General features: G+C 35.7%; 20 protein-coding genes. 9 read left to right on the top strand and 11 right to left on the bottom strand.

Annotated elements, in window-relative coordinates; translation table 11 throughout:
- Positions 1-21: 21 nt before the first annotated feature.
- A complete protein-coding gene (locus ACXYMZ_RS07170) occupies positions 22-285 on the bottom strand; it encodes a hypothetical protein (RefSeq protein ID WP_458947702.1) in 264 nt (87 codons plus the stop codon).
- Positions 286-527: 242 nt separating this feature from the next.
- Between ACXYMZ_RS07170 and ACXYMZ_RS07165 the strand changes: the two genes are divergently transcribed.
- A complete protein-coding gene (locus ACXYMZ_RS07165) occupies positions 528-1,010 on the top strand; it encodes a CotY/CotZ family spore coat protein (protein WP_458947701.1) in 483 nt (160 codons plus the stop codon).
- 102 nt (positions 1,011-1,112) lie between these two features.
- Here ACXYMZ_RS07165 and ACXYMZ_RS07160 read toward each other — a convergent pair whose 3' ends face one another.
- Positions 1,113-1,607: a CotO family spore coat protein gene (locus tag ACXYMZ_RS07160; protein ID WP_458947700.1), complete on the bottom strand. Its 495-nt coding sequence runs from the start codon at positions 1,605-1,607 to the stop codon at positions 1,113-1,115.
- An 82-nt stretch (positions 1,608-1,689) separates the two neighbouring features.
- Positions 1,690-3,075: a magnesium transporter gene (gene mgtE, locus ACXYMZ_RS07155; RefSeq protein WP_458947699.1), complete on the bottom strand. Its 1,386-nt coding sequence runs from the start codon at positions 3,073-3,075 to the stop codon at positions 1,690-1,692.
- Between the two features lie 765 nt (positions 3,076-3,840).
- On the opposite strand from mgtE, the gene prpE reads away from it, so the two are divergent.
- On the top strand, positions 3,841-4,581 hold the full coding sequence (prpE, locus tag ACXYMZ_RS07150; protein WP_458947698.1) for a bis(5'-nucleosyl)-tetraphosphatase PrpE: 741 nt from the start codon (positions 3,841-3,843) through the stop codon (positions 4,579-4,581).
- Here the strand turns inward: prpE and ACXYMZ_RS07145 are convergent.
- Genes ACXYMZ_RS07145 through ACXYMZ_RS07135 form a run of 3 tightly spaced genes read right to left on the bottom strand, consistent with a single transcriptional unit; the run spans position 4,578 to position 6,962 of the window.
- Complete coding sequence (locus ACXYMZ_RS07145) at positions 4,578-5,477, bottom strand: RluA family pseudouridine synthase (RefSeq protein WP_458947697.1); 900 nt, start codon at positions 5,475-5,477, stop codon at positions 4,578-4,580. The two genes, prpE and ACXYMZ_RS07145, sit on opposite strands and share 4 nt — an antisense overlap.
- Before the next feature lie 27 nt (positions 5,478-5,504).
- Positions 5,505-6,311, bottom strand: coding sequence for an NAD kinase (locus ACXYMZ_RS07140; RefSeq protein ID WP_458947696.1), 807 nt, complete (start codon positions 6,309-6,311; stop codon positions 5,505-5,507).
- Positions 6,312-6,353: 42 nt separating this feature from the next.
- Positions 6,354-6,962 carry a GTP pyrophosphokinase gene (locus ACXYMZ_RS07135; protein ID WP_458947695.1) on the bottom strand — a complete coding sequence of 203 codons (609 nt, stop codon included), beginning with the start codon at positions 6,960-6,962 and terminating at the stop codon, positions 6,354-6,356.
- A 132-nt stretch (positions 6,963-7,094) separates the two neighbouring features.
- Here ACXYMZ_RS07135 and ACXYMZ_RS07130 point away from each other — a divergent pair, with 132 nt between their 5' ends.
- The 3 genes from ACXYMZ_RS07130 (at position 7,095) to ACXYMZ_RS07120 (ending at position 9,271) form a co-directional block, all read left to right on the top strand.
- Positions 7,095-7,664, top strand: a complete 570-nt coding sequence (locus ACXYMZ_RS07130) for a CYTH domain-containing protein (RefSeq protein WP_458947694.1) — start codon at positions 7,095-7,097, stop codon at positions 7,662-7,664.
- A gap of 344 nt (positions 7,665-8,008) precedes the next feature.
- Positions 8,009-8,395 carry a globin domain-containing protein gene (locus tag ACXYMZ_RS07125; protein ID WP_458947693.1) on the top strand — a complete coding sequence of 129 codons (387 nt, stop codon included), beginning with the start codon at positions 8,009-8,011 and terminating at the stop codon, positions 8,393-8,395.
- An 18-nt stretch (positions 8,396-8,413) separates the two neighbouring features.
- Positions 8,414-9,271: a ClpXP adapter SpxH family protein gene (locus ACXYMZ_RS07120; protein WP_458947692.1), complete on the top strand. Its 858-nt coding sequence runs from the start codon at positions 8,414-8,416 to the stop codon at positions 9,269-9,271.
- Between the two features lie 1,033 nt (positions 9,272-10,304).
- Here the strand turns inward: ACXYMZ_RS07120 and pepF are convergent.
- The 5 genes from pepF to ACXYMZ_RS07095 all read right to left on the bottom strand — a co-directional run bounded on the left by pepF (position 10,305) and on the right by ACXYMZ_RS07095 (position 16,440).
- Complete coding sequence (pepF, locus tag ACXYMZ_RS07115) at positions 10,305-12,116, bottom strand: oligoendopeptidase F (RefSeq protein WP_458947691.1); 1,812 nt, start codon at positions 12,114-12,116, stop codon at positions 10,305-10,307.
- Positions 12,117-12,244: 128 nt separating this feature from the next.
- Positions 12,245-13,462: a competence protein CoiA gene (locus ACXYMZ_RS07110; RefSeq protein ID WP_458947690.1), complete on the bottom strand. Its 1,218-nt coding sequence runs from the start codon at positions 13,460-13,462 to the stop codon at positions 12,245-12,247.
- 89 nt (positions 13,463-13,551) lie between these two features.
- Positions 13,552-14,253, bottom strand: a complete 702-nt coding sequence (gene mecA, locus ACXYMZ_RS07105) for an adaptor protein MecA (protein ID WP_458947689.1) — start codon at positions 14,251-14,253, stop codon at positions 13,552-13,554.
- Positions 14,254-14,586: 333 nt separating this feature from the next.
- Positions 14,587-14,982, bottom strand: coding sequence for a transcriptional regulator SpxA (gene spxA, locus ACXYMZ_RS07100; RefSeq protein ID WP_458947688.1), 396 nt, complete (start codon positions 14,980-14,982; stop codon positions 14,587-14,589).
- Positions 14,983-15,228: 246 nt separating this feature from the next.
- Positions 15,229-16,440, bottom strand: coding sequence for a putative glycoside hydrolase (locus ACXYMZ_RS07095; protein ID WP_458947687.1), 1,212 nt, complete (start codon positions 16,438-16,440; stop codon positions 15,229-15,231).
- 251 nt (positions 16,441-16,691) lie between these two features.
- Between ACXYMZ_RS07095 and ACXYMZ_RS07090 the strand changes: the two genes are divergently transcribed.
- From ACXYMZ_RS07090 to cydS, 4 genes are all read left to right on the top strand, one after another.
- Positions 16,692-17,600, top strand: a complete 909-nt coding sequence (locus tag ACXYMZ_RS07090; RefSeq protein ID WP_458947686.1) for a nuclease-related domain-containing protein — start codon at positions 16,692-16,694, stop codon at positions 17,598-17,600.
- Between the two features lie 1,038 nt (positions 17,601-18,638).
- The gene (locus ACXYMZ_RS07085; RefSeq protein WP_458947685.1) at positions 18,639-19,985 is read left to right on the top strand and encodes a cytochrome ubiquinol oxidase subunit I; all 1,347 of its coding nucleotides are present in this window, start codon (positions 18,639-18,641) and stop codon (positions 19,983-19,985) included.
- Entirely contained in the window at positions 19,982-21,007 is a 1,026-nt protein-coding gene (locus tag ACXYMZ_RS07080) for a cytochrome d ubiquinol oxidase subunit II (protein WP_458947684.1), read from the top strand. Before ACXYMZ_RS07085 ends, ACXYMZ_RS07080 begins: the two co-directional genes overlap by 4 nt.
- A gap of 5 nt (positions 21,008-21,012) precedes the next feature.
- Complete coding sequence (gene cydS / locus ACXYMZ_RS07075; protein WP_458947683.1) at positions 21,013-21,129, top strand: cytochrome bd oxidase small subunit CydS; 117 nt, start codon at positions 21,013-21,015, stop codon at positions 21,127-21,129.
- Positions 21,130-21,164: the final 35 nt, after the last annotated feature.

Raw genomic sequence — 21,164 nt, 5'->3', positions numbered from 1 at the left:
AAGATTATCTATCCCATTTCTTTATATTGTTTCATTAATTTCTTGTCCTTTTCCAGTGAGTTCAGCATAAATCATCGGATTCACTGACGTAACCTGGGGATGTAAAGGTGTCATTTTATAAGCACTTGGATTAAGGCGATTATATTCATGTACAATCTCACCATGTTGCTTTTCTAAGAATGTTTTAAAAGGTCTTTCAACAGCTTCTATATCTGTAGGTCCCTTCAGATCTCTGATGTGATAATCATTATATTGATATCGCTCCACTGGTAAAATATAGCCCATTATGAACTCCCCCTTCACGAAATATTTCGTTTCTTTATTACTAAGTATGTCGGTTATATATTACTCTTTACCCGATTGTAAAGATTTCTAAACATTTATTTACGTTATATTTTATTTAAATTTTAAAATGGCTAGAACTTACAATTCACCACGTATAATCAACAAAATTTGCCCACACCAACCACTTATTTGTACATATGTTATTAAAGAAAGTCATTATATTTCGAAAGGAGATATTGTTTATGAGCTGTGGTTGTGGAAGTGGTCATAATACCGGGAATTGCGTAATTGATGTCTTAAAGGACATTGTTGCTGCACAACGAGATGTGCAAGAAATATGTTGTAGCACAAGTTGTGAACAGTCAATCAATGATTTATTAGGCGAGACGGATAATGGAAGTAATAAAGACACAGTACCTGTAATTTTATACTGTAAAGATGGTTGCAAACCGTTTAAAGGATTTGGGGCAGATCGTAAAAATGATGATAAAATCGGAAAAATCGAAGCAAGCTTTATCTTCCGTGTGAAACGCATAGATGATGAAGGTTGTGCAGTATTAGAATTATTACTAGCTCCTGATCAGCTTTGCGGTTATGGAGAGTTAAAAGATCCAACAGACCAAAAAACAAAACACTTAGCCGCTACTGGAATCTGTATCACTGTAGATTTAAATTGCTTCTGTCATGTTACATGCTTGCCTGCTATTAGAGTGTTCAACAACTAATCATGTTGCTTGAAGAATTAAAAATGCAAGTGTCACTATTAAAGTATGTAGACTCCATTAGTTACATACTTTGTGACGCTTGCACTTTTTCTTGTCCATTTCTTAAAGGCTCAAGATTTGAATTGTTTTTATATCATTTTCATGAAGCTTTATGCCTCTTCTTCCACTTTGAATTATCACTTCTTCATTCTCATAACTTAAAATAATTCCGCGGTACGTTTTGTCTTCTGTTTTAATCATACAATTTAATTTAGGCGCAAACTCGGATTTATTTGTTAAGCGAATTAGTTTTTCTTGAATGGTCATTTCTGAAAATGATTTTCTTTCCTTTTCTTCTTGTGGTTCTTCCACTTTTTCTATGTTATCTTTTATAATCTCATCCGTTTGGTCATTCGTAGGTTCATCATCATAATCTGCACGTGTGCGTCGTCTGGTAATTATTCTCCGCTCACTTCTCTCTTCACTACCCACATTCTCTTCAGAAGCTTCCTTACTTTTTGATGATCTATAGTTGTGCTGCATATTAGCCTTAACTTCTTTTAAGTTATTTTGGTGTATATACAGTTTTGGCGCTTTCGCATACTTGTCATTAGGCAAAATCCCCACTCCTTTTAGGTTAGAATGATTCCCAATCAGTATATGCGAATCTTTAGTAAGCGTTATGAATTATTTACTTCTATTAAACAAGATAGCTCATAAAGGTCGTTGCCATTCCAAAGTAAATAAGAATTGAAATAATATCATTGATTGTCGTAATAAATGGTCCTGAAGCTACGGCAGGATCAATATTTAATCGGTCCATGAGTAGCGGAATCAACGAACCAGCTAATGTAGCAACGACAAGTGAGGCCATGATTGAAAATCCTACTAGTATCCCTAAATATATATTACTTTGCCAAAAGTAGATAACACCCATAATAATTACACCTGAAACAGAACCTGTGATGAGGCCTGTACCTGCTTCACGTAGAATCATTTTACCTTTTCCTTGCTTTTGGTAATCTCCTGTAGCAATTCCACGGACTGCAACAGCCAATGACTGTGTACCAGAGTTTCCGGCCATCCCAGCAATTAAAGGAATGAAAATGGCTAGGACTGCGACTTGGTTGAGTGTGTCTTCAAATGTAGAAATAAGGCTTGCGGTAAATATTCCAAGGAATAATAAAATAATCAACCATGGCAAACGTTTCTTTGCGGATTGAAACGCTGTGTCTGTATGTTTCTCATCCTCTGATACCCCAGCAAGTAAAGAATAGTCCTCAGATGCTTCTTCTTGCATAACATCGAGAATATCATCGACCGTAATAATCCCTAATAAATGATTTTGAAAATCAACAACTGGTACAGCTAGGAAGTCGTAATCTCTGAAAAGTTGAGCGATTTCTTCCTGGTCTTTCGCAACGGATACAGCAATAACTTTTTCACTCATAATTTCTTCTATCCTTACATCGTGATCGGAGATAATCAAATCACGAATCGAAAGCACTCCGGCTAAATGCTTTGCTTCATTAACGACATATAAATAGTAAATCGTCTCGGCATCAGGTGCTTTTTCTTTCAAAAATTGCATCGTCTCTTCAACGGTTTGTTTTTCATGAAGAACAATAAACTCCGTTGTCATGATACTTCCGGCAGTTTTTTCTTCGTAATGCATTAAACCTTTAATTTCATCTGCAGTTTCTTGATCCATCATTGTTAGGAAACTGACGAGTTCTTCTTTTTCAAGTAGATTTAAGATATCTGCCGCATCATCCGCTGGAAGCTCTGATAGAATTGTTGCAGCATAGCGGGGATCCATTTCTGTAATATAATCTATCGTACCTTCCATATCCATACTTTCAAGAATTTCAGCAAATTCGTCTGGAGATAAAAAGGCATACATCCTCATTCTTAAGTCTTTATCCTGCTCCAGAAAAAAGCTTGCTTGTTCATAAGTATGCATGGTGAAGAAATATTTTCTAAATGCCCTTAGTTCATCATCAATTAATGATTGTTTTAACTTATTCCAATCAGCTTTTATATTTTCTTTATATTTTTCTTCGTATCTTTCTTCGGTGTTTGTCATTTAAGGTCATCCTCTCTTCGCCAACGACATCTCATTACATTTACTTACCTCTTCATCAAATAATAAAACAAAACGGACTAAACCTCCACCTTTATCTGAGGGTTATTGGGGGAGTGCTTGCGGTAATTCTTTTTATCGGTCACTATTTTGGCTCATTTGATTTAGCGACCGATTAAATGCTTTTATTGGTCACTAAATTCAATCACCTGGTTTTAGCGACCAACAAAATGCTTTTATCGGTCACTATATTCATTCACCTGGTTTTAGCGACCGACAAAATGCTTTTATCGGTCACTATATTCAATCACCTATGTTTAGCGACCAACAAAATGTTCTTATCGGTCACTAAATTCTATCTGCACAGTTTACCGACCGATAGAGTGGGTGTATCGGCTAACAAAATTAACGAAACCACTTTTATCGACCGATAGACTCGGTTTATCGGCTATCAAAATTAATGAATCCATTTTTGTCGACCGATAGAACGGGTTTATCGGCTATCAAAATTAACGAATCCATTTTTGTCGACCGATAGAATCGGTTTATCAGCCACCAAAATTAACACAACCGTTTTTGTCGACCGATAGAACGGGTTTATCGGCTAACAAAATTAACGCATCCATTTTTGTCGACCGATAGAATCACTTTATCGGCTAACAAAATTAACGAAACCATTTTTGTCGACCGATTAAAATCAAGCACTACCCTCATCAAGTGATATTATATACATTTTTGTGTACAATAATAGCAAGAAGGGGTGGTATCGTGAAAATTGATGTGATTGGTGACGTACATGGTTGCATTGATGAGCTCCATGCACTTTTTCAAAAATTAGATTACACTTTAACCAATAATAGTTACCTTCATCCAGATGGGAGAATTCCTGTCTTTGTAGGTGATATAACAGATCGCGGGCCTAATTCATTGGAAGTCATCCGTTTGGTCCATCAAATGGTGGTTAAAGAGAATACGGCGAAATATGTTCCAGGGAATCATTGCAATAAGCTCTATCGATTCTTTCAAGGAAATAATGTGCAACAGCGTCATGGTCTGGAAACTACTGTAGCAGAATATCACGGGTTAAATCAAAAAGAAAAACAGATAGTACGCAAGCAATTTATCGAACTCTATGAACAAGCTCCACTATATTTACATGTACCCGAAGTAAATGCAGTTATTGCACATGCAGGAATAAAAGAAGAGTTTTTCAATCGAACCGATGCTAAAGTACGTACTTTCGTTTTCTATGGTGATATCACGGGAAAGTTTGATGAAGATGGAAAACCAATTCGACGAGACTGGGCAAAGCATTATCATGGAAAGCGCTGGGTTGTTTATGGGCACACTCCAGTTAAAGAAGCTCGGATTGTAAATAACACGATTAATATTGATACTGGCTGTGTTTTTGGTAATACCTTAACAGCTTTTCGTTTACCAGAAAAAACAGTCGTTTCCGTACCTTCCAAGCAACCGTTCCAAATAGAAAAATTCAGGAAGTTTGATTAATCGTAGCTTCCTGAATTTACTTTTTCTATCGCTATTTTTATATCTTTTGGTAATTCAATTTTAAATTCCAATAATTCATTTGTATATGGATGACGAAACTTAATTTCAGAACAATGCAGTGCTTGGCGATCAATTACTGCTTTCGTTCCCCCATATAAATCATCGCCAGCTAACGAGCAGCCTACATGAGAAAAATGAACGCGAATTTGGTGTGTTCTTCCCGTTTCAAGTTCAATTGAAAGTAACGCGTAATTTTCCCATTCTTGAAGTACTTCATAATGTGTAATTGCTTCTTTCCCTGTTTCTGTAACTTCTCTTTCCACAATTGAATTCGCTTTTCTACCAATTGGTGCATTAATTGTCCCGATTTTGTTTTCAAGCCTACCTTCTACTATCGCTTGATATTTCCGTTCAATCCCAAATTCCTTTTGACTTCTTGAAAGTAGACTATGACTTAAACGTTCTTTTGCAATCAAAATTAATCCTGATGTGTCTCGGTCTAGCCTCGTTACAACATGAACAGTGTTTGGATTATCTATTTGTTGATAATGCCAAAGAATCCCATTCGCTACTGTGCTAGACTTATGTAGGGGTGATGGTAAAGTCGCTATTCCTGCTTGTTTATTTAGGACGAGCACTGCAGCATCTTCATATACGATTTCTAGATTCATGTTTACAGGAAATAAATAATCACTAATCTTTTCTACAGGAAGAGTGACTTCCAGTTTATCTCCAGAATGTAGAGACGCACGAACAGTTACTGGGTTTCCGTTGAGGATAATTTTTCCTCTATCAGACTTAGCAGCGATTAAAATTCGTCGCGACAATCCACGTACTTTCTGTAAATAATCACGCACGATCATCCCGTCGTGTTCAGCTTCAATCATCCACTTCATCTTCCAGCAACCCTCTCTAAGAATAAATCAACTTCTGCCATCTGATACAAAGGAGTCACGCACTCGGTTCCAAAAAGGAAATTGACGGAAGCGAGCAAACTGAATCTTCTCATCCGCAACACGGCATTGAATGGATTTTACATCTGAATAATTTATTGTTGTATGATCCAATGAAATCATATAGTTACTATCGCGCACAGGTCTAAGCATACATGTATGATGTTTTGGTAAAATTAACGGCGAGCCAATCGTTCGGAACACACGATTATTGATGGAAGCCATTTCTGTAAGCTGGATTGCTTCAAATGATGGATGAAGGATTGCGCCTCCCAATGCTTTATTATAAGCAGTACTTCCCGATGGAGTTGATAAACAAATACCATCCCCTCGGAATGTCTCGAAGTGCTCTCCTTTAATCTCTACATCTAAAACTACCGAAGACCCGTCAGCTGTTTTAATCATTGCCTCATTTAATGCGATTAAACGCTCTTCTTTTTCACCAGATTTTGTTCGAATAATTACTTCTAATAATGGATATTCTACTTTTTGGTATGGGGTTTTTGCAATTTCAATTACTAATTTTTCAATTTCATCTGGCGTGTAATCTGCATAGAATCCAAGGTGACCTGTATGGATCCCGATAAAAGAAGTATCTTTTAAACGATGCTGATAACGATGAAAAGCCTCAAGGAATGTTCCATCTCCCCCGACTGATATAGCTAAATCAGGTGTGTCTACATCGTATTCTAGTGAAAAATCTGTTAAGTAATTGATGATCGTTGATTTAATTGTTCGAGATCGGTCATCATCTCTTGATACGACAACAAACTTCAAATAGTTCTCCTCCCCTTCTACTCTACCTATATAATCCTTTTTCTATAAACGATGAAAAATTCTATTCGCTTCTTGAATTTCTTTTTTCATTTTTGACATTTCTTCATCTAGGTTAAAAGCAGCTTCTGCAGCTAGCTTTAATCTTTCTTCGATTTCTTCTGGTATTTGGTCAGCATATTTATAATTTAACGAGTGTTCATTTGTTGCCCAGAAGTTCATTGCGAGTGTACGAATTTGTAACTCAGCTAAAACTAATTTTCTACCATGAATCGTTTCAACAGGATATTGTATCGTCATATGATAGGAACGATAGCCACTTTTCTTTTTCTCTGCAATATAGTCTTTTTCAGATATAATTTTAAAATCACTTCTCGACTGTAACATTTCTACGACCGTGTAAATATCGTCTACAAATTGGCAGACCACACGGATTCCAGCAATATCTTGAATTTCTTCTTCTATTTTATCTAATGGTATTTGTCTTCGCTCGGCCTTCTCCAAAATGCTAGGTATTGGTTTTACTCTAGCAGTAATAAATTCAATTGGTGAATGCATCGACTCGTGAGAGAATTGAGACCGCATCCCTTTTAATTTAACTTTTAACTCCTCTACTACTTGAGCATAGGGAGCAAGAAATAATTCCCAATTCATAGACATCACTCCATTTTTATTTTAAAATTATTTCTATCTTATTTTACCATATGATATGAAAAAGGCTATTTATTGCATATTTCTTGAGAAAATTAAATATTGATATATAATCACTACAACGGAGGAGAAATTATGGCACAAGAAATTGAAATTGAATTTAAAAACTTATTAACAGTTTCAGAGTTTAATCACTTACTTACGGAGCTTAATTTTCCTAAGACTGCTGATAAACAAACGAACTTCTATTTTGAGACAGAAGACTTTCGTTTAAAAGAAAAACATAGTGCCTTAAGAATCCGGGAGAAAAATAACAAATATACACTAACCTTAAAAGAACCATATGAAACAGGATTACTCGAAACACATGATGCTTTGACAAAACAAGAAGCGACACAGTGGATCGAAGGAACTCCTGTAGTTAAACCACATACTAGTAAACAACTAGAAAAATTACAAATTCCCGTAGAGGATTTCAAATATTTTGGTAGTCTCGAAACAGAAAGACGTGAAATCAAATTCCAAAATGTGTTACTCGTGCTAGACTATAGCAAATATAATCAACAAGATGATTATGAGTTAGAGTTGGAAGCAGATGACTTTACGACTGGTAAACGCGTATTTGAAGCGCTTTTAAGCGAATATCAAATTCCCGTTAGAGACACGCCAAATAAAATTGCAAGGTTTTTTCAATCGTTCAAGTAAGTAGTCTCATATAATCAGATTTCTTGCCGATAAAAAAATCTGTTGCTACAATAATAGAACAAAGGCGTAAGCGCCCGTTCAGCGACGTACAAACTGCGCCCCACAGGACGTGGGGTGGTTCAACGTTGCCACGTGATGTGGCGTTCTTAGTTGAACTTCCCCTTCTCTTTGAGATAAAGGAAACACGGCGAACGTAGTGAGTCGATGTTGACTTATCGATTGAAGAAGTGTGAAGTTTGATAGTCGTTGGGCGCTGGAGCCGGACGTGGCTATCACTCAAGTATAGAGTTAGCCACAAAAGTCAAATTTTATAGTTTCCTATATAATAAATAAGGAGTTACATGATGAAGGATATACAACATCGATCAATATACGATGCGATTGGCGGTTACGAAGCAATTGAGAAACTTGTCGATAACTTTTATAGTAAAGTCGCAAAGCATCCATTATTGATTCCTATATTTCCAGAAGACCTAACAGAGACAGCTAGAAAGCAAACGCTTTTTTTAACGCAATTCTTTGGTGGCCCACGCCTTTATGAAGAAGAACGAGGGCATCCAATGATGAGGAGAAGGCATTTACCCTTTCCCATCACACCTAGCCGTAGAGATGCTTGGTTAAGCTGTATGGATGAAGCAATAGAAGAAGCTGGTATAGAAGAACCTTATCGAAGTGCAATGTTTGAAAGATTAACATTAACTGCAAATCATATGATGAATACGCCAGAATAAGAGAAGGGAGAATTCGATGTGACTTGGCAGCAGCACGACCTATCAAGTTTAAATCGCGCAAACACACCAAAGAATTACAACAGCTATATGAATTATGTAAAAAAACCTGTTGAAATTTACGTGTTCATTGATCCTTTTTCAGAGGTATGTTGGTCATTACAAACTTTCTTAAAGAAATTAACGATGGAATATGGTCGTTTCTTTACATTTAGAACAATTGTTAGTAATCCATTGACTGTTTTAGAAAATGAAAAATTGAATAATAAGTCGGCATTAGAAGCAATCGCTGAAAATAGTGCAACTTATGATATTGATGAGCCTTGGTTAACTTCGCTAGCGATTAAAGCGGCTGAACTACAAGGAAAAAGGGCAGGGAAAAACTTTTTGAATCGAATTCAAGAAAGCCTATTTCTCGAAAAGAAAAATATAAGCAACTTAGACACATTATTAGAATGTGCATCTGAAGCAAATATAGATATGCAAGAATTTGAAAAGGATATTTTCTCTACTTCTGCAAAAAGAGCATATGAATGTGATATGCGTTTAACAAATGAAATGAATGTCGATTATTTTCCAACGATTGTCTTTTTCAATCAAATGGTAGAAGAACATGGAATTAAAGTTTCTGGTCTATATCCTTATGAAATTTATGAACAGGTATTAAGTGATGCTTTACAATACCAACCAATTCCATCGACAAAACTTCCACTTGAGGTATTTGTTAACCAATATTCGATTGTAAGTTCAAAAGAATTAGCAATTATATATGACTGGCCGATTGAAAGAATTAAAAGAGAAATGAAGAAGTTACAATTTAAACAAAAGGTAGAGATGATCTCAAGTGACTATGGAGTCTATTGGAAGCCAAAAGTGTAAAAAAGACTGGATTATTGTTCCAGTCTTTTTTTAATGGAGTTTTAAACACAAAAATAAGGATACACGGGGCAGCGTGTATCCTTACCGATCTTTGTAATAAATACAAAGGGGGATGGGAGAAAGTTTCTAATCAAACAAAGGGGTTTTGTTTGTTTAACTTATAACACTATAGTAACAGTGGAAATAGTAAATTTCAATCATTCGTGCATTAGTTCACAAAATAGTCATCTTTATTTATTCTAATTCATATCCCTTATCATTTTCTCTCTTCAAACTTTTATCGACTGATAAACTTAAGAGATTTGGCGAGGTTCTAAAAAAGTTCAAAAAAAATAAGATATACAGGGCAGTGTATATCTTAAGTCCAACTTTGTATAAATACAAAGGGGGATGGGAGAAAGTTTCATGATCAAACAAAAGGGGTTTTGTTTGTTTCAACTTATGATTCTATCTTACCAAGTGATAATCTGAATTACAATAGTTATGTGCTATATTTCACAAAATGTTCACGAACTAAACTTGCCTCTATTTTTTTAATGAAAATATCATTTCAGTTAAAAGACTACATTAAAAAATCAAAAAAAATAAGATATACAGGGCAGTGTATATCTTAAAGTCCAACTTTGTATAAATACAAAGGGGATGGGAGAAAGTTTCATGATCAAACAAAAGGGGTTTTGTTTGTTTCAACTTATGATTCTATCTTAGCAAGTGTTCCTAAATTAGGCAATAACTTTGTGTGTTAATTCACAAATTGTTCATATATCGTATAATTTAAAATTACAAGCATATCTTATACTAATCCCATTTATGCGAAGGAGTGAGTATGTGTGCAGTTTCTTTTATTGCTTTTATTGTTACTAGCTGCCATCTTTATAAATATCATTGGCTTAATGCAACTTATCCCATTGTTTATTACGCTGCCAATATTATTCATTTCCATTTATTTATTGCTCCATTCCATGCGAGGTCGAAAAAGATATTACCATAGAATGCGATAAGGGAGCTGCATCAAATGCAACTCCCTTTTTTCTTATTTTAATAACAATTTTTCCATCTCATTTAATTTCTCTTCGAATACATCAAGTGCGTCAAGAATTGGCTGTTTAGAATTCATGTCTACTCCAGCTTTTTTAAGCACTTCGATTGGGTAATCACTACTACCTGCTTTCAAGAAATCAAGATACCTTTCAACAGCTGGCTCCCCTTCTTCAAGGATCTGCTTCGCAAGCGCTGTTGCAGCAGAATAACCAGTAGCGTATTGATATACATAGTAGTTGTAATAGAAATGAGGAATTCTAGCCCACTCGAGACCAATCTCTTCATCACTAACTACAGCATCACCATAATATTTTTTATTTAGTTCGTAATAAATTTCTGTGAGTTTTTCAGCAGTAAGAGCTTCACCGTTTTGAGCTCGCACATGAATGTCATGCTCAAATTCAGCAAACATTGTTTGACGGAAAACAGTACCACGGAATCCTTCTAGGAAATGATTAAGAATATATAACTTTTCTCTTTCATCCTCTAAGTTTTCTAGTAAATAATCATTCAATAATGCTTCGTTTGTTGTTGACGCAACTTCAGCTACAAAGATGGAGTAGTTACCATAACGATATGGCTGATTTTTTCTTGTGTAATAACTATGCACAGAATGACCGAATTCATGTGCTAAAGTAAATGTGTTGTTGATATTATCTTGCCAGTTCATTAAGATATATGGGTTTGTTCCATAAGTACCAGAAGAGTATGCTCCACTGCGTTTCCCTTTGTTTTCCTCTACATCGACCCAACGGTTAGCAAAGCCTTCTTTTAGAATCGATTGGTAATCATCACCTAGTGGTTTAAGCCCCTCTAAAAGGTATTCTTGCGCCTTTTCATAAGGTACCTTCATATCTACATCTGTAACTAGTGGTGTATATAAATCATACATATGAAGCTCATCGACTCCAAGTACTTTCTTACGTAATTCCGTATAACGGTGAAGTAATGGCAATCTTTCATTTACTGCCTCAACTAGATTGTCATAAACATCTTCTGGAATATGGTTATTGCTAAGCGCTGCTTGGCGTGCAGAATCATATTTACGTACTTTAGCAACGAAATTATCTTTCTTCACATTTCCACCTAATGTAGCAGAGAACGTATTTTTGAACTTACCATACGTTTCATAAACGGCCTTAAACGCATCTTCTCGAACACGACGATCTTTGGATTCTAAGAATGTTGAATAACGACCATGAGTAACATCTACCTCTTCCCCATCTTCATTTTTTATCGAAGGGAAAGTAAGGTCAGCATTATTCAACATACCGAATGCTTGTGATCCAGTAGATAAAGCTTCTGATGCTTCAGCTAGAAGAACCTCTTCTTTTTCACTTAAAATATGAGGGCGTTTATTCGTAATATCTGTTAATACCTTTTTATATAGCTGTAATTCTTCATTTTCATTTAAAAATGCTTCTACTTTCCCTTCTTCCATTGCTAGAATTTCGGGAACGATATAACTCATTGCACTTGATGCTTTCGTTAATACTGTGTCAGCCTGTGCATTTAATCCTTGATAGAAACCATTTGTTGTATCCTGGTCATAACGCATACGAGCGTATGTATATAGTTTTCCTAAGCGACCTGAAATTTCATCTTGCTTCTTTAGTAAAGCAAATAACGTATCTGCTGACTCCGCTAATTTCCCTTGGAATTCTGCTACTTGTGGAATATCTTCTTGAAGTTGCTTTAACTCTTCTTCCCAAGCCTCATCCGAAGCGAAGATATCTTCCAATCTCCATGTTAAATCCTCTGGAACATCTTTTCTTGCTTTTAATTCTTTTGTAGCTTTTGACATATTAAAATTCCTCCTCTATTCTCCTACTAACATTATTCTAGATTTATCTTAATATCCCTCTAAAATAATTAATTTTTAACTTCCAATTCTTTAAGTAATCTAATAATTTTTAATAAAGAATTGGGATATTATTTAGTATACCGAAATATCACCCGACTATGCTCGGATTTTGGCTCATTTTTTTGAAATATTTCTTTGAGTATTGCTGCATCGCTTTGTTGAGGTAGTTTTGATTGAGAGTCATCATCTAAATCCTTTTGCTTTCTGAAATGTGTTAGAGAGATTTCTTCCAGATAGCCAAGTTTAGTGAGTAGGCGGAGATATTCTAGAATTGGGTCTTGTTCATTATTTATCAAGGGAAAATTCTCGATTGGAAGGAGATATTTTCTTAAAAGATGTCTGCATGAAGTAAGAGATAAATTTCCGTAAATGTGTAGAGGTTGAAGAATGTCATAGATCAATCTACTTTGCCAATTCCAAGTTGGAACTTTTATAAGGTAACTTGAAGGTACTGGTAAGTGGATAATGGGAGGTAATTGCTCGATATAGAGCTTTTTTAAATAAAGCCATTGATGCCATTGTAGCTCTTCACCGTATAGCCTGCCTCGCCGTCTAAAGCGAAATCGTTTTTTCTCTCGCTCCCAGCCATATATGAGTTCTCTTTCCGTTAAAAAGTGTGGGGTAAATAGCTCTATAAAGTTAATATTATTTAATGAGTGAATCGTTAATTTACCAAGTACATGTGTGTTATTAAGAAAAGATAAGTTTTGAAGTTTAATTAACTTGTTTGTTTCTGGACAGAAGTAGAAGATACTTAGTGGGTACTCGGGAGAAAATTGATGAAGCATTGATTGGCTAAAGGAATCTAATTTAAAGATTTGATTACCTAGTCGCTTGAAAAGCTTTGCACCTAGAATCCAAATGACATCAATACCATGCTTTTTGTAGCCATTCGTTCTGTTTATAATTTCAGGTAAGGAAATTCTCGCACATTGGTATTCTATTACAATCTTACGGTTATTTAGATGAATATAAAAATCTGGTCGTTGTTTTAATTCTGGAAGATATTTTTCAAGCTCAACTGATAAGTTTTGTCTTAAGAACCATTCATAGAGTAAAAGTTTTCCTTTTTCATGATAAGGTCCCTCGCCACCTGAAGCAATGCAATTCGTATTTGCCATATGAGCAAAATGTGCAATGACTTTGTTGCCAGCTCGCAAAATCACTTTTTCTTTGCAGCTTGGACAATAGAATTGATCGTTCTCTTTTTTTAATTGCCGCAGCATTTCTTTTGGCATCCTTGCAGGGGTAATGCGTTCACCATCCATCGTTATGGCTTGTAACACTATAAACACCTCCATGTAACTTATTATTCGACAGGATGTGTGAAAATCCTGCAAATAAAAGTAAAAAAATAGACATCAATTTACGATGTCTATTTTTGAATTGGGAAATGTTTACTTATAGTAGAGAATGTGTTGTCTTCAATAATCTTTTTGCCGTACTCTTCAAGTACATGTAATGAAATATTCGAGTTGTTAGCAAACTCTAGTATTTTACTTGTTATATTATCTAAGAGGTCATCATCATCTAGTGCATCCGCACTGAATTGGACATATAGATAATATTTATCTCTGTAATTATACAATGTCTCTTCTTGAATCTCGTAATCACTCTTCATGTAGTGGCTAAGTTGAATGAGATGTTCAAAATCATCAAAGTTAAACATCATCCATAGTTTTTCTTCATGGAATCCAGTATCTTCTTCAGGCTCAGATTCTTCTTCTACACTCTTACCAAAAGTGTTTTCTAAGATATCCTCAATCTTTTCATCACCTGAAAGTTCCAGATCATTCTCGTCCTCTTCATCTAAATCATAGTGGTCGCCTTGTTTTGAAACTTTGGCTTTGGTAACAATAACTTCCAGTCCCTTTTCCATTGCCTGCACTTGAATCCACAATGGTCCATCAGGAGTGAAATCCTCTTTATTATTTACCTCGTCCATCATATGCCAGAATAACTGTTCACTGCGCTCTCGGTTGTACCAGATTTCTTCACGTTCATATCCCAGATTTTCAATGTCAATATACGAAATATAGAATTTAATTGTATTTTCATTAATTCTTTCGATTTCCATCTTTTTACCTCTCCTTTCAAATAGAAAGATGTTTGTGCTTAAAATATATTTTATCACGAAGGTTGATTATATATTTATCTACTATACCTTTATCACATATTTGGATTATGAAACATCTACTACTTGCTTATAGCCATTGTATGATAAATTATGGTCATTTGGAAATGATTATGCCTATAAATATAATTTTATTTCATTTGCAACGTTTCGGCGAGAAATGATTGATTACTTTTCTTAGTAAGTTGGGAAAGTTTTGGTTATTATACACTTTAAAAATAATGAAAGCACAAGACATATTGTCCTGTGCTTTATTGTTTTATTCAATTAAATCTTCTAGTTAACCATCTTTTGAGCTTCTCTTAATTGGAACGTACGAACCGTTCTCGGTAGAAAACGACGAATTTCGTCTTCATTATAACCAACCTGTAGTCGCTTCTCATCTAGGATGATTGGTCTTCTTAATAAACCAGGATTCTTTTGTATAAGATCAAATAAATCCTGCATTGGTAATTGCTCGATGTTAACATCTAGCTTCTGAAAAACTTTCGATCTTGTGGAGATAATCTCATCAGTTCCATCCTCAGTCATGCGTAAAATCTCTTTAATCTCATCAATCGTTAGTGATTCTGAGAAAATATTACGCTCTTGAAACGGAATGTCGTGCTCTTCCAGCCATGCTTTGGCTTTTCTGCAGGATGTACAACTTGGTGAGGTATAAAGTGTTACCATGTACTTCACTCCTCAATAATTTTTCTTCCGATACGTAGCATTTTTTCAAACCTACTTTAACTATTAAATTAAAATAAGTTTAAATAAACTCTTATTACAGTATACTACAAATGTCAATAAAAAAGTAGGTGTTTTCAACATTTATTAGCATAACTTCAACATTTATCAACATGTTGTTATCTATCTTCTATACTTCCCTGTCTTTTCTCAAATAAACCCGTAAAACTAAATTAATTGAGATTATTTTTATTCTTTACCTATCAGGTAATCAACATTCTCTGTATAGACATTTCCAGCGTTCCAAAGTAAAAATTCATTAATTCCATTTTCATAGAGTGCTCGAATCTGCGCCTCTACTTCTGCTTTTCCATATTGGAATGTCGGGCCACTATATAACCAAGGTGCCTCAAAGTCTTGTAACCATGGTCTTGAAACAGGTGGATCGTCCAATTTTCCAAGGACTTCGTTTTCTACTTTTGCATATTCATCGACCAAGCGATATGGCTCGGTATCAGGTTTTTCAATACCAAAGTAACTTGTCCAATGACTTGGATAAATCATCGATGAAATGACATCCACGTTTTCAGAAATACGTGAGAAGTTTTGTCCGATTCCTGGTGTCTCTTCAAGCGTTGCAGCATAACCAAAGATATCTACAGAAACTTCTACATCATACTGTGAAAGCTCTTCACGTGCATATGCAACAAAATCAGTAACTGCTTCGACACGTTTTTTAATATTATTCATATCTAAATCTTCATAATCACCAAGTGTATAACCAAGTGATTCATCTTTATTTTCAAAGCCTTCTGGGAAACGTACATAGTCAAATTGGATTTCCTTGAAGCCCATTTTCGCAGCTTCTTTTGCAATTTCTACGTTATACTCCCATACTTCTTTTTCAAATGGATTTACGAAAGCTTCTCCGCGATTATTTACCCAAACCTCTCCATTTTCAGTAAAGGATAAATCAGGTCTTTCTTTTGCAAGAACCGAATCTTTAAATACTACGATTCTAGCAATTGGATAAATCTCATTTTCTTCTAATGTCCCCATCAGATCTTCTGGATCAGAAATAAAGTTCTGTGCAATGTCTGCAAATGGTGAACCTTCTTCTGGAATATAGGTTAAGTATCCATGGTCTTCTTTAATATCGATAACCATTGAATTTAAGTCTGTTGTGTTGATTAAATTTAATAAGCTCTCAAATCTTGCTCCACCAGCTGAATTTCCAGTTACATAAATCCCTCTTACAGCATCTGGATATTCAAAGTGAAAACCTGAATCATATGTAAACCTCTTCATCGATTTATTTAAATCGAATAATTCGATACTTGTCTGTCTTTCTGCGTGATCACTCACTGTGATTGTTTCTTCTGCTTGTACTATCCATGGTAAAGATATACCCAACAGGAGAATTCCAATAACTGTTGTTATCCTTAGCTGTAACTTCTCCATAACTATCAATCTCCTATACTCAATTTAATCCTTCTCTAGTATAAAGGAAAACGCCACTTAAATGAATGGTAAAATCATATTTTGATTAAAAAGTAATGTTTTGTCATTTTATGTAGATTTATTCGCCTGGGAATTGGAAATTATGACTGTTTTTGATGTTGATTTTTTAATTGTTCGTGGATTTGGAAAAAATTTACTGTAGTTTGGTGCCGTGCTATAATACTAGTAAACTTTTAGTAAGGATGTGGCTTATGATTTACAAACCTCGAACGAAACCCACTGAATGGATACCTCTAAATTATTTGAGAAAACGTATGACTTTAGACTCAACTTTATCAAAGCAATATTCCAGCCTGACTAAGGGCTATGCAGGTGAAACTGTCTTTGATACTTTCTTGGAAAAACTCTCACATGAACACCTCGTTTTGAATGATTTATTATTTGAAGTAAATTCCACTACCTTTCAAATTGATACCCTAATTATTACCCAGGATAAACTCCATATTTTTGAAGTTAAAAACTTTGAAGGAGATTATATTTATGAATCGAGCACAGACAAACTTTTCCGTAGACCTAGATTCGAAGTGATTAATCCACTGCATCAGTTAAATCGCACAGAATCTCTACTCCAACAACTACTCCGAACTCAAGGCATTAAACTACAAATTAATTCCTACGTTGTATTTATAAATCCCAGTTTCGTTTTATATCAAGCACCAATTGAAAAACCAATCATCTTTCGTAATCAACTTGATCGGTTTATAGAAAATTTGAATTCAGCACCCGGGAAAATTATGCAGCATCATAAAAGGATTGCCGATCGCTTGGTTGGATTGCATGTGAGTGAGTCGATTTATACACGAGTTCCTGAGTATAGTTTTGAGGAATTACGGAAGGGGATACCGTGTTTGGAGTGTGATTCATTTTCAGGAGTAGTCGGGAGAATGTACTACGTTTGTAAAGAATGTAGTTTTAGTGAGCCTGTAGATGCGGCAGTACTTCGTTGTGTAGAGGAGTTTAAGGTACTCTTTCCTGAAAGTAAAGTGACCACGAGGAATATTTATGAATGGTGTGCAGTTCTTAGAGAAAGAAGAATCCGAGAGATTCTTTTAAGGAATTTCTTGAAAAAAGACAATAATAGAATGACGTACTTTGAATGAGCACGTGATTATTTAGTTTTTTATGTTATGGAATCTGGTGAAATTATTCTATCGGTCGACAATAATAGCTTGAGCGAAATTAGTGACCGATAGAACCAGTCTATCGGTCAACAAAATTGGCTTGAGCGAAATTGATGGCCGATGAAACCAGCCTATCGGTCAACAAAATCGACTGGAGCGAAATTGATAGCCGATGAAACCAGCCTATCGGTCAACAAAATTGGCTGGAGCGAAATTGGTGGCCGGTAAAACCAGTTTATCGGTCAACAAAATCGACTGGATAAAAATTGATGGCCGATGAAACCAGTCTATCGGCTAACAAAATCGGCTGCAGTGAAATTGATGACCGATAAAACCAGTTTATCGGTCAACAAAATCGACTGGAGTAAAATTGATGGCCGATGAAACCAGTCTATCGGCTAACAAAATCGGCTGCAGTGAAATTGATGACCGATGAAACCAATCTATCGGTCAACAAGATCGACTGGAGAGAAATTGGTGGCCGATGGAACCAGTCTATCGGCCAACAAAATTGGCTTGAGCAAAATTGATGGCTGATAAAATCAATCTATCGGTCAACAAAATCGGCTGGGGCGAAATTGATGGCCGATAAAACCAGTCTATCGGCTAACAAAATCGACTGGAGCAAAATTGATGACCGATAGAACTCCTCCATCACAAATAAAAAAACAATTTATGAAAACAATAGTTAGTTTTATTACATAAAGGGGAATGAATCATTAGTTATCGTTATTAATAGCCGCTAGGATGATCAATAAAAATAGAATAATTGGTAAAACTTAATACATAACGTATGCATCAAGAAAGAAGGATGATTCCTCCGAGTCAATAACAGTTTTGTAATCATCTTCACAAATAAGTCACTACGTGTTTGCAATTTTGTCATATCTAATTACGTATTCGATTATCTTATAAGGTAAAATAGAAAGATGTATGTGTATCTATTCACAATATAATAGAACCTAATTGTAATACCTATAGCATAAATAAACCACAAACTGAGGAGGCGGATGCAACTTGTTATTTGATGATCCAGTATTCGCAAGTAGATTACTAACATTACTTACTCTTTCTTTCCACATCATTTACGCAACAATTGGTGTTGGTGTGCCGATATTTATTATGATTGCGCATTGGATGGGAATTAAGAAAAATGATTATCATTATATTTTAATGGCGAAACGCTGGGCACGAGGATTTCTTGTTACAGTAGCTGTTGGAGTAGTTACTGGTACAATCATTGGATTGCAGCTTTCATTATTATGGCCTAACTTTATGGAGCTTGCAGGTAATATTATTGCACTCCCACTATTTATGGAAGTTTTTGCATTCTTCTTTGAAGCAATCTTCTTAGGAATTTATTCGTATACTTGGGGTCGATTTGCGCCACGGAAGCATTTCTTGTTACTGATTCCAGTGGTCATCGGTGCAGGATTTTCGGCAGTATTTATTACGATTGTAAATGCGTTCATGAATGCTCCACAAGGCTTTGACCTAATCAACGGTCAATTAGTGAATGCTAACCCGTTACTAGCTATGTTTACTGCGGCTATGCCTACAAAAGTTTCACACGTTTTAGCAACAGCATACATGACAGCAGCATTTATGCTTGCAGCAATTGCAGCGTATAAATTAATTAAAGGTTCAAACCACGTTTACCATAAAAAAGCATTGCATATGACAATGAAGGTTGGACTTGTCTTTGCTATTGCTACAGCAGTGATTGGTGACTTTTCTGGTAAATATTTAGCAGAATACCAACCGGAAAAATTAGCTGCTGCTGAGTGGCATTTTGAAACAGAAGGAAGCGCGCCACTCGTATTATATGGACTTTTAGATGAAGATAAAGAAGTTAAATATGCAATTAAAGTTCCGTTTGCATTAAGTATTTTGGCGCATGGAAACCCTACTGCAGAAGTAATTGGGTTAGACCAGTTTCCAGAAGAAGAAACGCCACCACTTATTATCCATTATTTCTTTGATGCCATGGTGACAATTGGTATGTTTATGATCTTACTAGCTCTTATATATTGGCTAGGAACGAGACTTTCATGGACTTTTGTAAAAACAAATTGGTTCCGCTGGCTCATCGTTCTTGGTGGACCACTATCCTTCCTTGCAATACAAGCTGGTTGGTGGATGACTGAGGTTGGAAGACAGCCATGGATTCTCCGTGGAATAATGACGGTAGATGAAGCTGCGACCTCAAGTGATCATGTAGGATTAATGTTTATCTTATTTGCAACCTTGTATCTAATATTAGGAGTTGGAACGGTAGTAGTTCTTCGTAGAATCTTTAAAAATAACCCTGTAGATTTGGAGCTTGAACGCTATGAAGCAAAACTAGGGGGTGAAGAGAAATGAGTTTAGAAATTATAGGTGTTTCCGTTTTATGGACGTTTCTGTTTGGTTACGTAATACTCGGATCGATTGATTTCGGAGCTGGTTTCTTTAATGCTTACAGTATTATTTCAGGCAAACAACATATTGTATCGAAAATTATTCAACGCTACTTGTCGCCAGTATGGGAAGTCACGAACGTATTCTTCGTTTTCTTCTTTGTCGGAATCGTTGGGTTCTTTCCAAAGACAGCTTTCTATTTTGGTACGATTCTCCTCGTTCCAGGTAGTCTTGCGATTATCTTGATGGCAATTCGAGGCTCCTATTATGCCTTTGAAACGTATGGAACGAGGGGACATAAAGGTTACGCCTTTATGTATGGAATCGCAGGCTTGCTCGTACCTGCCTCATTATCTGTAGTACTTGCAATTACAGAAGGAGGATTTGTATCGATCGTTGACGGTCAACCTGTTCTTGATTATTGGGCATTATTTACAAGTCCTTTATCATGGTCGATTGTTGTCCTAGCGATTGCGGCTGTATTATATATATCTGCAGTTTTCCTCACCTGGTATGCACATAAAGCTGGTGACATTGGCGCAACGAAGTTAATGCGAAAATATGCGCTTGTATGGGCTATTCCATTGATAGTCGCTGCAGGTGGAATTATATTCGAATTAAGCTCTCATAACCCAGCACATTTCGAACGCATTTTAGATTTATGGTGGATGTTCGCACTTTCAGCAATACTATGGGCGGCAACCGTCTGGTTACTATGGAAACAAAAAAATTATGGAATGGCTGTTTGGCTCTTGGTCGGACAGTTTGCACTTGCATTTTATGCATATGGAATCTCACATTACCCATACCTCTTGTATCCTCATTTAACGATACAGGACGGGTTTACGAATGAAGCAATGGCAATTTCTCTCATCGTCGTGTTCATTCTAGGTTTCATTTTGCTAGTTCCTTCGATTTACTTATTGGTACGACTATTTCTTTTCGACAAGGATTATGTCAAAGGACAAAATAAGAAAAAGGAGTGAGCTGATTGTTTAATGACTTTCTAATATTTGTTGCACCTTTCCTGGTCATCATCGCTGCCTTTATTCTTTCATTTTGGGTAGCAAAAAATGATGATGCGGTAATAGATGATACAGATAAATAAATTGGTCAAAGAAGCAAATGAATGCACCGCTTCTA

The organism is Oceanobacillus sp. CAU 1775, assembly GCF_054482815.1.
This window is presented reverse-complemented; position numbering and strand designations above follow the sequence as displayed.

Bases quoted from the DNA above. Each gene is read 5' to 3' on its own strand.
- ACXYMZ_RS07145 (WP_458947697.1), bottom strand. From the start codon at position 5,477: ATGAAGTGGATGATTGAAGCTGAACACGACGGGATGATCGTGCGTGAT.
- ACXYMZ_RS07080 (WP_458947684.1), top strand. From the start codon at position 19,982: ATGAGTTTAGAAATTATAGGTGTTTCCGTTTTATGGACGTTTCTGTTT.
- ACXYMZ_RS07125 (WP_458947693.1), top strand. From the start codon at position 8,009: ATGAAGGATATACAACATCGATCAATATACGATGCGATTGGCGGTTAC.
- ACXYMZ_RS07170 (WP_458947702.1), bottom strand. From the start codon at position 285: ATGGGCTATATTTTACCAGTGGAGCGATATCAATATAATGATTATCAC.
- mecA (WP_458947689.1), bottom strand. From the start codon at position 14,253: ATGGAAATCGAAAGAATTAATGAAAATACAATTAAATTCTATATTTCG.
- pepF (WP_458947691.1), bottom strand. From the start codon at position 12,116: ATGTCAAAAGCTACAAAAGAATTAAAAGCAAGAAAAGATGTTCCAGAG.
- ACXYMZ_RS07165 (WP_458947701.1), top strand. From the start codon at position 528: ATGAGCTGTGGTTGTGGAAGTGGTCATAATACCGGGAATTGCGTAATT.
- mgtE (WP_458947699.1), bottom strand. From the start codon at position 3,075: ATGACAAACACCGAAGAAAGATACGAAGAAAAATATAAAGAAAATATA.
- ACXYMZ_RS07095 (WP_458947687.1), bottom strand. From the start codon at position 16,440: ATGGAGAAGTTACAGCTAAGGATAACAACAGTTATTGGAATTCTCCTG.
- ACXYMZ_RS07090 (WP_458947686.1), top strand. From the start codon at position 16,692: ATGATTTACAAACCTCGAACGAAACCCACTGAATGGATACCTCTAAAT.
- ACXYMZ_RS07130 (WP_458947694.1), top strand. From the start codon at position 7,095: ATGGCACAAGAAATTGAAATTGAATTTAAAAACTTATTAACAGTTTCA.
- ACXYMZ_RS07135 (WP_458947695.1), bottom strand. From the start codon at position 6,962: ATGAATTGGGAATTATTTCTTGCTCCCTATGCTCAAGTAGTAGAGGAG.
- spxA (WP_458947688.1), bottom strand. From the start codon at position 14,982: ATGGTAACACTTTATACCTCACCAAGTTGTACATCCTGCAGAAAAGCC.